Source organism: Pseudomonas sp. H3_E04 (assembly GCF_054668915.1).
Map to the genome: position 1 here is coordinate 4,779,153 of NZ_CP162797.1, position 14,037 is coordinate 4,793,189.

Below are 14,037 nucleotides of genomic sequence, written 5' to 3' on the forward strand. Positions count from 1 at the left end.
CCCTTAATGTTGCGTTTAAATTCAGAAATGACCTGTTTTGGTGCAAGCAAAACCTTCTGCACATTAACTGGTTAAACCTTGAGCAATTTCCGCTATAATCCGCGCCCCCCTTTTTCGGCTGGCCGTTCGCGCGCTGTTTTCATGAAACTAATCGTAAAAGTCTTCCCCGAGATCACCATCAAAAGCCGACCTGTCCGGACGAAATTCATCCGCCAGTTGGCCAAGAACATCCGCACCGTGCTCCGTGACCTGGACCCGGCCGTGGTGGTGAACGGCGTGTGGGACAATCTCGAGCTGGAAACCCGCGTTACCGACCCCAAAGCCTTGAAAGAGATGGGTGAGCGCCTGACCTGCATGCCGGGCATCGCGCATTTTCTGCAGATCGACGAGTACCCGCTGGGCGACTTCGACGACATCACCGAAAAGTGCAAACAGCACTACGGCGACGCGCTGGCCGGGAAGATTTTCTCGGTGCGCTGCAAGCGCGCGGGCAAGCATGCGTTCAGCTCGATGGACGTGGAAAAATACGTCGGCAGCAAGCTGCGTCGCGAGTGTGGTGCAGCCGGAATCGACCTTAAAGCGCCGGAAATCGAAGTCCGTATCGAAGTTCGCGACAAACGGTTGTTCGTGATTCACAGCCAGCACAACGGCATCGGCGGCTACCCGCTGGGTGCGCTGGAGCAGACGCTGGTATTGATGTCAGGCGGCTTCGATTCGACCGTGGCGGCTTACCAGATCATGCGTCGCGGCCTGATGGCGCACTTCTGCTTCTTCAATCTCGGCGGGCGTGCCCACGAATTGGGCGTGATGGAAGTCGCGCACTTCATCTGGAAGAAATACGGCAGCTCGCAACGCGTGCTATTTGTCAGTGTGCCGTTTGAGGAAGTGCTGGGCGAAATTCTCGGCAAAGTCGATAACAGTCATATGGGCGTGGTTTTGAAGCGTATGATGTTGCGCGCCTCGTCCGAGATCGCCGAACGCCTGCACATCGATGCACTGGTGACCGGTGAAGCGATCTCCCAGGTATCGAGCCAGACGCTGCCGAACCTGTCAGTGATCGACTGCGTGACCGACAAGCTGGTGCTGCGTCCGCTGATCGTCGCGCACAAGCAGGACATCATCGACACTGCCAACGAGATCGGCACCGCCGATTTCGCCCGGCACATGCCGGAATATTGCGGCGTGATTTCGGTCAACCCCAAGACCGCCGCCAAGCGTGGCCGGGTTGAGCACGAAGAGAAAGAATTCGACATGGCAGTGCTCGAGCGTGCGCTCGCCAACGCCAAACTGGTACCGATCGATCGGGTAATCGACGAATTGGGCCAGGATTTGCAGATTGAAGAAGTCAGCGAAGCGCTGGCCGGTCAGATCGTCATCGACATCCGCCACCCGGATGCCGCCGAGGATGACCCGCTGGAGCTCGCTGGCATAGAGGTACAGACGATGCCGTTCTATGCAGTGAACGCACGTTTCAAGGAACTGGACCCTACTCGCCAGTACCTGCTGTATTGCGACAAAGGCGTGATGAGTCGCCTGCATGCCCACCATTTGCTCAGTGAGGGGCATGCCAATGTGCGCGTTTATCGACCGAGCTAAGTGCCCGGGGCTGTTTGCCTGTGGCCTGCGTCACCGGCCCCCCGACACCGCCGTCAAGCTGTAACGGCCATGCCGGACACTACTGCTAATCGCTGCCATGACTTGTCAGCAAACCGAATCCTCTGATCGAGATACACAAGTGATCGAAAATCTACGCAACATCGCCATCATTGCCCACGTTGACCACGGTAAAACCACCCTGGTAGACAAACTCCTGCGTCAATCCGGCACCCTGGAGCGCAACGAGCTCAACGACGAGCGCGTGATGGACTCCAACGACCAGGAAAAAGAGCGCGGTATTACCATTCTGGCGAAGAACACCGCCATCAACTGGAACGGCTACCACATCAACATCGTGGACACCCCGGGCCACGCCGACTTCGGCGGCGAAGTTGAACGCGTAATGTCGATGGTCGACTCCGTTCTGCTGCTGGTTGACGCTCAAGACGGCCCTATGCCGCAAACCCGTTTCGTGACCAAGAAGGCTTTCGAAGCCGGCCTGCGTCCAATCGTGGTCATCAACAAGGTTGACCGTCCAGGCGCGCGTCCGGACTGGGTTCTGGACCAGATCTTCGACCTGTTCGACAACCTCGGTGCTACCGAAGAACAACTGGACTTCCAGGTTGTTTACGCTTCGGCCCTGAACGGTATTGCCGGTCTGGACCACACCGCCATGGCGGAAGACATGACTCCGCTGTACCAGGCAGTAGTCGACCACGTTCCGCCTCCGGCCGTTGACCGTGACGGTCCGTTCCAGATGCAGATCTCCGCTCTGGACTACAACAGCTTCCTGGGTGTTATCGGTGTTGGCCGTATCGCTCGTGGTCGCGTCAAGCCGAACACCCCGGTTGTCGCCATCAGCGCCGACGGCAAGCGCCGCAACGGTCGTATCCTGAAGCTGATGGGTCACCACGGTCTGCACCGCATTGACGTTGACGAAGCAGCAGCCGGCGACATCGTCTGCATCAGCGGCTTCGACGAGCTGTTCATCTCCGACACGCTGTGCGATATCAACACCGTCGAGGCGATGAAGCCGCTGACCGTTGACGAGCCAACCGTTTCCATGACCTTCCAGGTAAACGACTCGCCATTCTGCGGTAAAGAAGGCAAGTTCGTGACCTCCCGTAACATCAAGGATCGTCTGGACAAAGAGCTGCTGTACAACGTTGCACTGCGCGTTGAAGAAGGCGACTCGGCTGACAAGTTCAAGGTGTCCGGCCGTGGTGAGCTGCACCTCTCGGTACTGATCGAAACCATGCGTCGCGAAGGCTTCGAGCTGGCCCTGGGCCGTCCTGAAGTGATCATCCGTGAAGTTGACGGCGTGAAGCAGGAACCGTTCGAAAACGTAACCATCGACATCCCTGAAGAATCGCAGGGCAAGGTCATGGAAGAGATGGGGCTGCGTAAGGGCGACCTGAGCAACATGGTGCCGGATGGCAAGGGCCGTGTTCGTCTGGAATACAACATCCCTGCTCGCGGTCTGATCGGTTTCCGTAACCAGTTCCTGACCCTGACCAACGGTGCTGGCATCCTGACCTCGATCTTCGACCGTTACGCTCCAGTGAAGTCGGGCCACATGTCCGGCCGTCAGAACGGCGTTCTGGTTTCGGTTGAAACCGGCAAGGCTCTGACCTACTCGCTGGAAACCCTGCAGGCTCGTGGCAAGCTGTTCGTAGAACACGGCCAGGAGATCTACAACGGTCAGATCGTTGGTCAGAACAGCCGCGACAACGACCTGGGTGTCAACCCAACCAAAGGCAAGAAGCTCGACAACATGCGTGCTTCGGGTAAAGACGAAACCATCGCTCTGGTCCCACCTGTTCGCTTCACCCTGGAACAGGCTCTGGAATACATCCAGGAAGACGAGCTGTGCGAAGTTACGCCTAAGTCGATCCGTCTTCGCAAGAAGATCCTCGACGAAAGCGAGCGTACCCGCGCTGCCAAGAAAGCCAAGGCGTAATTCAGCCCTGGAATAGAAAACGCCCCCGGTCGCGAGACCGGGGGCGTTTTTGTTTGTCTGGCGTTTATGCAGTGTATGCGTTGGCCCTTTCGCGAGCAGGCTCGGCCCACAGGGGATTTCGGGTGCACACAAAATCCGTGTTCACTGATCTCTATTGTGGGAGCGAGCCTGCTCGCGAAAGCGGCCGATCAGCCGCCGAAAACTTCACCAGCGATCAAAATTTGTCGATGGCCCGGAAATGCTGCACCCGCTCGACTTCTTTCGGCTTGTACGCGCAATACCCCGGGCGTGGCCCGATCTTGGGGTGGTTGCGGCAGGTGTCCGGGCGCTTGTCATAAATGGTGCACAGGCGCGTTTTACGATCCAGGTAATAGCAGTCGTTGTTGCTCATGCGCTGCAGGGTAAAGATCCCAGACTTCTGATTGAAGCGTTCGACCAGACCTTCCTTTTGCAGGCGCTTGGCGATGTTCTTCGGCGGATCGCCCAGTTCGAACTCGTCGACCACACCGATGCGCACCAGATCCTTGATCTTCACTTCGACCGGCAGCGTGCAGCAGCTGGACATGCAAGAGCCGCACATCGGCGCCGAGTATTTGGCCCACGTATCGAGACGATCAATCTCGGCGGCGGCGATCAGGTTGGGCTTCATCATCGGGAGTTACCAGGCGTGTATGCATCAGGGCGCGCGATCATACCGGGAGCGGTGGATTTTTGAACAACCTTTCGCCGGATATTTTCACAGCCGCCGCATTTTGCCCGACAGGACGGCACGGCCCCTGCATTCATTGGCTCATCCGCCAAGGTTATGTCGGACTGGCGCACAGTCCGCGCAAATACTGCCGAACCAGAGCCGTTACCGCCGGTCAGACCGTCTAGGCTCAGAAAATTCCCGCTCGCTCGAGGTCCTGTTGATGACTCAAGAACCACTAGTTCGCGAAGCAGAGGTGGCCGCGTTCCGCGACGCCGTCCTGACCAAACTCACCTACGCCGTGGGCAAAGACCCCGATCACGCCTTCGACCATGACTGGTTTGAAGCCATTGCCCTGGCTGCGCGTGATCACATGGTCGAACACTGGATGGACCACACCCGACAGATCTATCGCAAAGGCCAGAAGCGGGTTTATTACCTCTCGCTGGAGTTTCTCATCGGCCGTTTGCTCTACGACAGCCTGAGCAACCTGGGCCTGCTCGACGTCGCCCGTGAAGCGCTGACCGAACTGGGCGTCGATCTGGAGCGTATCCGCCTGCTGGAGCCCGACGCGGCCTTGGGCAACGGCGGCCTGGGTCGTCTCGCGGCGTGCTTCATGGAAAGCATGTCGACCCTCGGCATCGCCGGCCATGGCTATGGCATTCGTTATGAGCACGGCTTGTTCCGTCAGGCGATCGTCGATGGCTGGCAACAGGAACAGACCGAACACTGGCTGGATTTCGGCAACCCGTGGGAATTCGAACGGCCGGAAGTCGTGTACCCGATCGGCTTCGGCGGCAGCGTCGAAACCGTCACCGATGCCTCGGGCAAGACTCGTCAGGTCTGGTCGCCGGCCGAAACCGTGCGCGCGATTGCCTACGACACGCCGGTAGTCGGCTGGCGCGGGGCGAGCGTCAATACCTTGCGTCTGTGGCGTGCCCGCGCCATGGAAGACCTGCACCTGGAGCGCTTCAACGCCGGTGACCACCTGGGCGCCGTGGCGGAAGTGGCCCGCGCCGAAAGTATCTCCCGCGTCCTCTACCCGGCAGACAGCACCGAAGCCGGGCAAGAGCTGCGTCTGCGCCAGGAATACTTCTTCGTCGCCGCCTCGCTGCAGGATCTGCTGCGCCGTCACCGCAACATGCACACCTCGGTGCTGACCCTGGGTGACCACGCGGCGATCCAGCTCAATGACACTCACCCCTCAATCGCGGTGGCCGAACTGATGCGCCAACTCGTCGATGTCTACGACGTCGCATGGGACGCGGCGTGGCAAGTCACCGTCGACACGCTGTCGTACACCAACCACACGCTGCTGCCGGAAGCGCTGGAAACCTGGCCGGTCGGGCTGATGGAACGCATGCTGCCACGGCACATGCAGATCATCTATCTGATCAACGCGCAGCACATCGATTCGCTGCGAGCCAAGGGCATTCACGACTTCGACGTATTGCGCGCGGTGTCGCTGATCGAAGAAGACAATGGTCGCCGGGTGCGCATGGGCAACCTTGCGTTTCTCGGTTCGCACAGCGTCAACGGTGTGTCGGGTCTGCATACACAGTTGATGCGCAAAACCGTATTTGCCGAACTGCACAAGCTCTACCCGGAGCGGATCAACAACAAAACCAACGGCATCACTTTCCGCCGCTGGCTGTATCAGGCCAACCCTGAACTGACCTCGATGCTGATCGACGCTCTCGGCCCGGACGTGCTCGATCATCCCGAAGAGCGTCTGCTCGAACTCGAACCGTTCGCCGAGAAAACCGCGTTCCGCAAAGCCTTCGCCGAGCAGCGTCTGCACAGCAAGAAGGCGCTGGCCTATCTGATTCACGAGCGCCTCGGGATCGCGGTCAACCCGGCGGCGATGTTCGACGTGCAGGTCAAACGTATCCACGAATACAAGCGTCAGTTGCTCAACCTGATGCACACCGTGGCGTTGTACCAAGCGATTCGTGCCGAGCCGGAAGTCGACTGGGTGCCACGGGTGAAGATCTTCGCAGGTAAAGCGGCGGCGAGTTATCACCAGGCCAAGCTGATCATCAAGCTGACCAACGACATCGCTCGGGTGGTGAACAACGACCCAACCGTGCGCGGCCTGCTGAAAGTGGTGTTCCTGCCCAATTACAACGTCAGCCTGGCTGAAAGCATCATCCCGGCGGCGGACTTGTCCGAGCAGATTTCCACCGCCGGTTTCGAGGCGTCAGGCACCAGTAACATGAAGTTCGGCCTCAACGGCGCGCTGACCATCGGTACCCTTGACGGTGCCAACGTAGAAATGTGCGAGCGCATCGGTGCCGAGCACATGTTCATTTTCGGCCTCAGCGCGCAACAGGTTGAAGCGCGCAAACAGAACCATGAATTCAGCGCCGTACCCGACATCGCCGCCTCCCATCGTTTGAACGATGTGCTGCAAGCAATTCGCAGCGGTGTGTTCTCGCCGGACGACACCTCGCGTTACACCGGCCTGATCGACTCGCTGATCGACTATGACCGCTTCCTGGTCTGCGCCGACTTCGACTCCTACTGGGAGGCGCAGAAGCGTGTCGATGCGCATTGGCATGACTCGCAGAACTGGTGGCGTTCGGCGGTGCTCAACACCTCGCGAATGGGCTGGTTCTCCTCGGACCGGACGATTCGCGAGTACGCCACGGATATCTGGAAAGCGCTGGAGTAACTTTCCACTCGGCTCGATATAATCGCGCGCCGGAAAAGATCGCAGCCTTCGGCAGCTCCTACACAGGTGTTCGCATAAACCTTTGTAGGAGCTGCCGCAGGCTGCGATCTTTTTGCGACAGGCTGCGCTAATCTTCCCGGATTGGCCTTTGCGCTCAGGGATATCGACCATGCAATGGATGTTCATGTTGATCGGGCTGGTGCTCGGTGGACTGCTCGACGAGTCGTTCAGTGGCGCGCTGTTGGGTGCGCTGCTGGGGCTGGTCATCGGCCAGATGCTGCGCATCGCGCGTCTTGGCTCGCAGGCGGCGGAGCAACAGCGCCAACTGGAGCAGGTGCGTGAAGCCTTGCAAGGAGTGGCTCAGCGCTTGTTCGTGCTGGAGGGGTCGCCCTCGCATGCGCCACCACCGCCACCTGAAGTCGAGCCGGTCGCCGCACCCGTCGACGTGGCTGAGCAGGCTGCCCCGACCCCTGAGCTGATCTGGGAACTGCCGCCCGACCTCGAACCCATCTCCGCCGTCGCCCGCGAGACCAGTCAGCCCCTGCCGGCCAATGTCTGGCGCGCCGAACCGGCTCCTGTTGCACCCGCACAAAAACCTGCCGAACCCCGAGGCCCGAACCTGATCGAACGCGGCATCAGCGCTGCGCGCAATTGGCTGTTTGGCGGCAACACTGTTCTGCGCGTCGGTGTAGTACTGCTGTTTTTCGGCCTGGCATTTTTGCTGCGTTACGCCACCGAAGGCATGGTGGTGCCGATCGAGTTGCGTTACGCCGGCGTTGCGGCAGCAGCGTTGGGCTTGCTGGCGCTGGGCTGGTGGCTGCGCCGACGCAACAGCAACTATGCATTGATGCTGCAAGGCACCGGGATCGCAGTGCTGTACCTGACGGTGTTCGCGGCGATGCGTCTGCATCCGTTGCTTGATCCATCCGCCGCACTCGGCCTGCTGGTGGCCGTCACGGTGTTCTCGGCAATTCTGGCGATCACCCAGGACGCGCTGGGGTTGGCGGCAGCGGCGGCACTCGGCGGTTTCGCCGCGCCGATTCTCACCTCTACCGGCGAGGGAAATCATGTAGCGCTGTTCAGCTATTTCGCTCTGCTCAACGCGGGCATTCTTGCTATCGCCTGGTTCAAGGCCTGGCGCCTGCTCAACCTCATCGGCTTCGTCGGCACCTTCGGTATCGGGTTCGCCTGGGGCCTGCGTTCGTACACGCCGGAACTGCTGTGGAGCACCGAGCCGTTCCTGATTGTGTTTTTCCTCATGTACCTCGCCATCGGCCTGCTCTTCGCCCGACGCAAATTGCGCGACCTGCAGGATGCTCCGGCGGACGCTGACCGTGAGGCGCTGCTGCAATGGTCGGCCCGCAAGGGCGATTACGTCGACGGCACCATGCTGTTCGGCCCGCCGATCATTGGCTTCGGTTTGCAGTTTGCTTTGGTCCAGCATCTCGAATTTGCGGCGGCGTTCAGTGCCTTGGCGCTGGGCATGATCTATATGGCGCTGGCTAGAGTTTTGATGGGCGGGCGCGCGATGCTGCTGGGGGAAACCTGCCTGGCGCTGGGGGTGATTTTTGCCAGCCTGGCGATTCCGCTGGGGCTCGATGCGCGCTGGACTTCTGCGGCGTGGGCCGTTGAAGGCGCAGGGATTTTCTGGCTTGGTTTACGTCAGCATCGGCCGTTCGCCCGGGCTTTAGCCTTGTTGTTGCAACTGGGTTCGGCGCTGGCGTTTCTCAGCCAATTGCAGCCCGGCGAGAGCAGCCTGCTCGACGGCGCACCGCTGGGCGCGCTGATGCTCGGCGCCGCGCTGCTGTTCAGTTTCCTTCAACTGCGCAAGGCTACGCCTGAGCAGACATCGCCGTGGGAACGCCAGGGGCTTCCAGTGCTGGCATGTCTGGGCCTGACTTTCCTGTATCTGCTGGCACCGTTGTTCCTGTTCATCCAGGGCACGGCGATCAGTTGGGCCTTGGCCGGGTTGGCGACCTTGTTGGTTGGCTTGCAAATTCAATCGCGCACATTCCTGTTTACCGCGTTCGCCGTGCAGTTGCTGGGCGGCGCGTTGTTCCTGTTGCGCCTGCAAAGTGCCGGCGAAGACTCGGCGGCGGTGTTCAGCGCCGGTTGGAGCGGTTTGCTCAGTGCGTCGCTGATCGGGCTGGCCTTGATCGGCGGCATGCTGCTCGCGGCTCGCGATGAGATGGTGCGCGCTGATGTGCGTTTGCTGCGTGGCTTATCGGTGATCTTGCTGGCCGGGCTGGTGCTGATCAATCTGGCGGTACTGTTCGTCCTGCCGTGGCAAACCGCGAGTGCAGTGTGGGCGGCCAGCGGTTTGCTGATCATTTGGCTGAGCCTGTACCTGCAACAGCGTCTGAGTTTCGTTTTCGGTCTGCTGTTGCAGGTGATCGGCGGCGCAGCGTTTCTGCTCGCCGGCCCCGAATGGCTCGGGCCGCTGTCCAGCGAAGGGCTGAAACCGTTTGCCCACGATGGCTTCTGGACGCCGCTGGTGCTGGGGCTGGCCGCGCTGATCGGTGCGTGGCGCTTGCAACTGGGCAACCATGCCAGTGCTTTTGATGCCTTGAGTTTGCAGCGCTTGTCGCAAGTGCTGCTGGTCTGGGGCGCTGGTTGGTGGACGCTGGCGTGGGTCAGCGAAATCCTGCGTTTCGCCTCGCCGAACCTGCAAGGCACGTTGTTGCTGCTGGTCGCTGCGATCAGTGTGGCGCTGTGGACGGTGTTGTCGTTGCGCCTGAGATGGCCGGCGCTGGGTTTGCTCTGCACTTTGCTGATTCCGGCGGCGGCGCTGGTCTTGCTCGGAGCGTGGCATGCACGCTATCACCCGGCTGCCGACTTCGGCTGGCTGGCGTGGCCGGCGCTGTTCGCGGTGCACTTCTTCAGCCTGCGCCGCTTGGCGTCGATGTTGCCGGCGCGCGCATTGAGCGTGGCCCATGTGCTCGGTTGCTGGCTGCTGATTGGCGTGCTGGCGCTGGAGTTGCGTTACGGCCTGCTGCTGTTGTCCGAGCAGTACAATGCCTGGCGCTGGCTGGGCTGGGCGATTCTGCCGAGCCTCTATCTGTTGCTGATGGCTGCTCCACGTACGTGGCCGTGGCCGGTGGCCGCGTTTGCCCGCGAGTACCGCTTGTATGCGGCGGCACCGCTGGCGGTGCTGATGCTGGCGTGGTTCTGGCTGGCCAATGGCGTAAGCGATGGCAATGCCGAACCGTTGCCTTACGTGCCGCTGCTTAATCCTTTGGAGTTGGGTCTGCTGTTTGCGCTGTTCGGCGTTTATGTCTGGTCGCGCAGCGCGGTTGCTCAGTTGTCGATCCGCCAGGACTACGCCGACCACGCCACGCAACTGATTGCCGGTGTGTCGCTGTTTGCCTTCTGCACCGCACTGGTCACCCGCGCGGCGCATCACTGGGCCGGCATTCCGTTCGAGCTCGATCAACTGCTCGCGTCGATGCTGGTGCAGGCCGGCCTGTCCATCGTCTGGACGTTGATGGCGCTGGGGCTGATGATCGGCGGCCATCTGCGCCATCGCCGCGAAGTGTGGCTGATCGGCGCGGCGCTGATTGCGCTGGTGGTGGCCAAACTGATTTTTGTCGAACTGAGCAACCGTGGCGGTCTCGCCCGGATCGTCTCGTTTATCGGCGTCGGTGTGTTGCTGCTGGTGGTCGGCTACTTTGCGCCGCTGCCACCGAAACGCGTTGAGGCTGAACCGGCGGCGGACAAACCCGCGCCGGAAACCGAAGGAGTTGCATCTTGAGTCGCATGCTGAATCTGGGATGGTTGGCGCTGGGCGTGGTGATGGTCGCTGGCGCTCAGGAAAAACCGGCGGACTTCGCCACGCAGGTGCCGTTGACGGTGAGCGGCAACGGCCCGTGGTATCGCCTCGACCTGCCGCTGAGCGCGCAATTGCTGGCGCGCCAGACCGATCTCAGCGATTTGCGTGTGTTCAACGCCGCCGGCGAAGCGCAGGCCTACGCCTTGGCTCGCGAATCGGCACAGACCCGCGACGACGGCAAGCTGCACGAAGTGAAGTGGTTCCCGCTGTACAACGCCGCCGACGCCAGCGAGCGCGCGCCGAATGTACGCGTGCAGTCGACCTCCAATGGCACCCTGGTCGAAGTGCAGCCGTCCTCGCAACTGGAAGCGGGCGAAGAAGTGCTGCGCGGCTGGCTGCTCGATGCCAGTGCGATCAAGGCGCCGTTGCAACAGTTGATCCTCGACTGGACCAGCGAGCGCGACGGATTCCAGCGTTTCAGCATCGAGGCCAGCGACGATCTGCAGCACTGGCAGTCATGGGGCGAGGGCCAGGTGGCACGCCTGACCTTTTCCGATGAGCGCATCGAACAGCACGAAGTGAGCCTGCCGGGGCAGACCGCGCGTTATGTGCGCCTGTTGTGGGAGTCGCCGGGGTCGGCGCCCGTCCTGACGTCGGCGCAATTGAAAAGCAGCGACCCGCGCAACCTGCCGCTGCCTTTGGTCTGGTCGCCAAGCGTGGCCGGCAGCAGCACCAAGTCCGGGGAATACACCTGGCAGTTGCCCATGGGTCTGAATGTCGAGCGGGTGCAGGTTGAGCTGAAACAGCCGAACAGTCTGGCGCCGGTCACGTTGGCTGGGCGACGTGAAAGCAACTTGCCGTGGCAGCCACTGAGCAGCGGTTTGCTCTATCGCCTGACCCAGAACAATCAGGATGTGGTGCAGAACGAAATCCCGCTGTCCGGGCAGACCGTGCAGCAACTCAAGCTGACCGTGGATGAGCGCGGCGGCGGGTTGGGTGAGCAGGCGCCGGACCTGAAATATGCGGTGCGCGCCACGCAGGTGATCTTCCTCGCCCGGGGCGACGGGCCGTACAGCCTGGCCTTGGGCAATGCCACGGTGAAAACGGCGAACCTGCCGCTGGCAACGTTGATTCCGGATTTCAAGCCAGAGAAGCTGGCGAGCCTCGGCAAGGCGACGGTGCAGGGCGAAGCGCTGGCCACGCAGACCTCGACGGCGACGACGGCGGCGGTGGCCGGGACGAACTGGAAGAAGTTCGGCTTGTGGGCGGTGTTGCTGCTCAGTGTGGTGTTTCTCGCAGCGATGGCGTTCAGCCTGTTGCGCAAGCCGCCTGCCAATACCTGAGCATGGCCGGCGCTGCGCGCCATTCGCGAGCAGGCTCGCTCCCACAGTTGAAATGCATTCCATTGTGGGAGCGAGCCTGCTCGCGAAAGCGCCCGGGCAGACACTGAAAATCCTCAACCGGTCATGCTGAACCGAACTACGCTCAATCCGACACCTGAACTCTCCACCGACAATCACGTCTCATACAGGCAAATACACCCAGGCGCACGTTAGCCGGCGTCTTCGCTCGCTAGGTTTTCAGACTCCCTGTAAACTGCGCGGGTTTTCCGCCCCCCATTCCACCGGAGCCGTCCATGTCCCGCGTTACCTTGAGTCGCTATTTGATTGAGCAGACCCGCAGCAACAACACTCCTGCCGATCTGCGCTTTTTGATCGAAGTGGTGGCGCGTGCCTGCAAGGAGATCAGCCACGCCGTATCCAAAGGCGCCCTGGGTGGTGTTCTGGGCAGCATGGGCACCGAGAACGTGCAAGGCGAAGTGCAGAAGAAGCTCGACGTGCTGTCGAACGAAATCCTCCTCGAAGCCAACGAATGGGGCGGTCACCTGGCCGGCATGGCGTCCGAAGAAATGGACAACGCCTACCAGATCCCCGGTAAATACCCGAAAGGCGCATACCTGCTGGTATTCGACCCACTGGACGGCTCGTCGAACATCGACATCAACGCACCGGTCGGCACAATCTTCTCGGTACTGCGTTGCCCGAACGAATACCTGAGCCAGAACGAGCCGCTGAACGAAAAAGCGTTCCTGCAGCCAGGCACCCAACAGGTTGCCGCCGGTTACGCGATCTACGGCCCGCAAACCATGCTGGTACTGACCTTGGGCGATGGCGTCAAAGGTTTTACCCTGGACCGCGAAATGGGCAGCTTCGTCCTGACTCACGAAGACATCACCATTCCGGAGACCACTCAGGAATTCGCCATCAACATGTCCAACCAGCGCCACTGGGAAGCCCCGGTACAGCGCTATGTCGGCGAGTTGCTGGCCGGTGAAGAAGGCCCGTTGAAGAAAAACTACAACATGCGTTGGGTCGCGGCGATGGTTGCCGACGTACACCGCATTCTGACCCGTGGCGGTCTGTTCATGTATCCGCGCGACAGCCGTGAGCCGTCGAAACCGGGCAAGCTGCGCCTGATGTACGAAGCCAACCCGATGTCGTTCCTCGTCGAACAGGCCGGCGGCGCGTCCACCGATGGTCACCAGCGCATTCTCGACATTCAGCCCGAAGGCCTGCACCAGCGCGTTGCCGTGTTCCTTGGTTCGAAAGAAGAAGTCGCTCGCGCCACGGCCTACCACAAGGAATAAACCATGCACGCGCCCTGGCAGCCGTTGCTCGACTGGTGGTTCGGACACGCCGAATCAGCCAACGCAGTAGCGGCCGAAAAGGGCAAGTTGTGGTTCGGTAAGCGAAACAGCCAAGACCTCGAAGCGCAGACGCGTTTCGGGGTCTTTGTCGATCAGGCGCTGGCCGGTGAATTGACCGAGTGGACGCAATGTCCCGAAGGTTGGCTGGCGGTGGTGTTGTTGCTCGATCAACTGCCGCGCATGATCTATCGCGACACTCCCAAAGCCTTTTCCGGTGATCTGCGCGCACAGAAGCTTGTCGCGCAAGGCATTGCAGCGGATTTCGATCGGCAGTTGAAACCGATTCAGCGGGTATTCATTTATCTGGTATTCGAACACTGCGAAAACCTCGCAGTGCAGAACGAAGCCGTTTCCAGATTTATTGGATTGGTGGCTGAACAGCCAGAGTCGGAGCGGGCGGTGTTTGCCGACAATCTGGATTATGCCGAGCGGCATCAGAACGTGATTGCGCGGTTTGGAAGGTTTCCGCATCGCAATGCGGTGTTGGGGCGGGAGTCTACGTCTGAGGAATTGGAGTTCCTGTCCAGGCCCGGCTCAAGGTTCTGAATCCTCAGTGCGGCTTATGCCGCTTTCGCGAGCAGGCTCGCTCCCACAATTGAAATGCATTCCACTGTGGGAGCGAGCCTGCTCGCGAAGAGGCCTG

At 60.7% G+C, this 14,037-nt stretch carries 8 protein-coding genes; 7 read left to right on the forward strand and 1 reads right to left on the reverse strand.

Going from position 1 to position 14,037, the window contains the following annotated elements:
* Nucleotides 1-141 precede the first annotated feature (141 nt).
* Both thiI and typA read left to right on the forward strand, forming a co-directional pair.
* Nucleotides 142-1,596 carry a tRNA uracil 4-sulfurtransferase ThiI gene (thiI, locus tag AB4N53_RS21605; protein WP_042608651.1) on the forward strand — a complete coding sequence of 485 codons (1,455 nt, stop codon included), beginning with the start codon at nt 142-144 and terminating at the stop codon, nt 1,594-1,596.
* Between the two features lie 139 nt (nt 1,597-1,735).
* Entirely contained in the window at nt 1,736-3,556 is a 1,821-nt protein-coding gene (gene typA, locus AB4N53_RS21610) for a translational GTPase TypA (RefSeq protein WP_016772102.1), read from the forward strand.
* A gap of 214 nt (nt 3,557-3,770) precedes the next feature.
* On the opposite strand, the gene AB4N53_RS21615 is transcribed toward typA, so the two are convergent.
* On the reverse strand, nt 3,771-4,208 hold the full coding sequence (locus AB4N53_RS21615) for a YkgJ family cysteine cluster protein (protein WP_460123081.1): 438 nt from the start codon (nt 4,206-4,208) through the stop codon (nt 3,771-3,773).
* Between the two features lie 259 nt (nt 4,209-4,467).
* Here AB4N53_RS21615 and AB4N53_RS21620 point away from each other — a divergent pair, with 259 nt between their 5' ends.
* The 5 genes from AB4N53_RS21620 to AB4N53_RS21640 all read left to right on the forward strand — a co-directional run bounded on the left by AB4N53_RS21620 (nt 4,468) and on the right by AB4N53_RS21640 (nt 13,940).
* Complete coding sequence (locus tag AB4N53_RS21620; protein WP_366300833.1) at nt 4,468-6,918, forward strand: glycogen/starch/alpha-glucan phosphorylase; 2,451 nt, start codon at nt 4,468-4,470, stop codon at nt 6,916-6,918.
* Nucleotides 6,919-7,087: 169 nt separating this feature from the next.
* A complete protein-coding gene (locus tag AB4N53_RS21625) occupies nt 7,088-10,669 on the forward strand; it encodes a DUF2339 domain-containing protein (RefSeq protein ID WP_460123084.1) in 3,582 nt (1,193 codons plus the stop codon).
* Nucleotides 10,666-12,030, forward strand: coding sequence for a DUF3999 domain-containing protein (locus tag AB4N53_RS21630; protein WP_460123087.1), 1,365 nt, complete (start codon nt 10,666-10,668; stop codon nt 12,028-12,030). The genes AB4N53_RS21625 and AB4N53_RS21630 overlap by 4 nt, the downstream gene beginning before the upstream one ends.
* Nucleotides 12,031-12,323: 293 nt before the next feature.
* On the forward strand, nt 12,324-13,334 hold the full coding sequence (locus tag AB4N53_RS21635) for a class 1 fructose-bisphosphatase (protein ID WP_039756611.1): 1,011 nt from the start codon (nt 12,324-12,326) through the stop codon (nt 13,332-13,334).
* A 3-nt stretch (nt 13,335-13,337) separates the two neighbouring features.
* Nucleotides 13,338-13,940 (forward strand): DUF924 family protein, encoded by a 603-nt coding sequence (locus AB4N53_RS21640; RefSeq protein WP_460123091.1) that lies wholly within the window; start codon nt 13,338-13,340, stop codon nt 13,938-13,940.
* Nucleotides 13,941-14,037 lie beyond the last annotated feature (97 nt).

Excerpts from the sequence above, each read along its gene's own strand:
- AB4N53_RS21620 (WP_366300833.1), top strand. The coding sequence starts at position 4,468 with ATGACTCAAGAACCACTAGTTCGCGAAGCAGAGGTGGCCGCGTTCCGC.
- thiI (WP_042608651.1), top strand. The coding sequence starts at position 142 with ATGAAACTAATCGTAAAAGTCTTCCCCGAGATCACCATCAAAAGCCGA.
- AB4N53_RS21615 (WP_460123081.1), bottom strand. The coding sequence starts at position 4,208 with ATGATGAAGCCCAACCTGATCGCCGCCGCCGAGATTGATCGTCTCGAT.
- AB4N53_RS21640 (WP_460123091.1), top strand. The coding sequence starts at position 13,338 with ATGCACGCGCCCTGGCAGCCGTTGCTCGACTGGTGGTTCGGACACGCC.
- AB4N53_RS21625 (WP_460123084.1), top strand. The coding sequence starts at position 7,088 with ATGCAATGGATGTTCATGTTGATCGGGCTGGTGCTCGGTGGACTGCTC.
- AB4N53_RS21635 (WP_039756611.1), top strand. The coding sequence starts at position 12,324 with ATGTCCCGCGTTACCTTGAGTCGCTATTTGATTGAGCAGACCCGCAGC.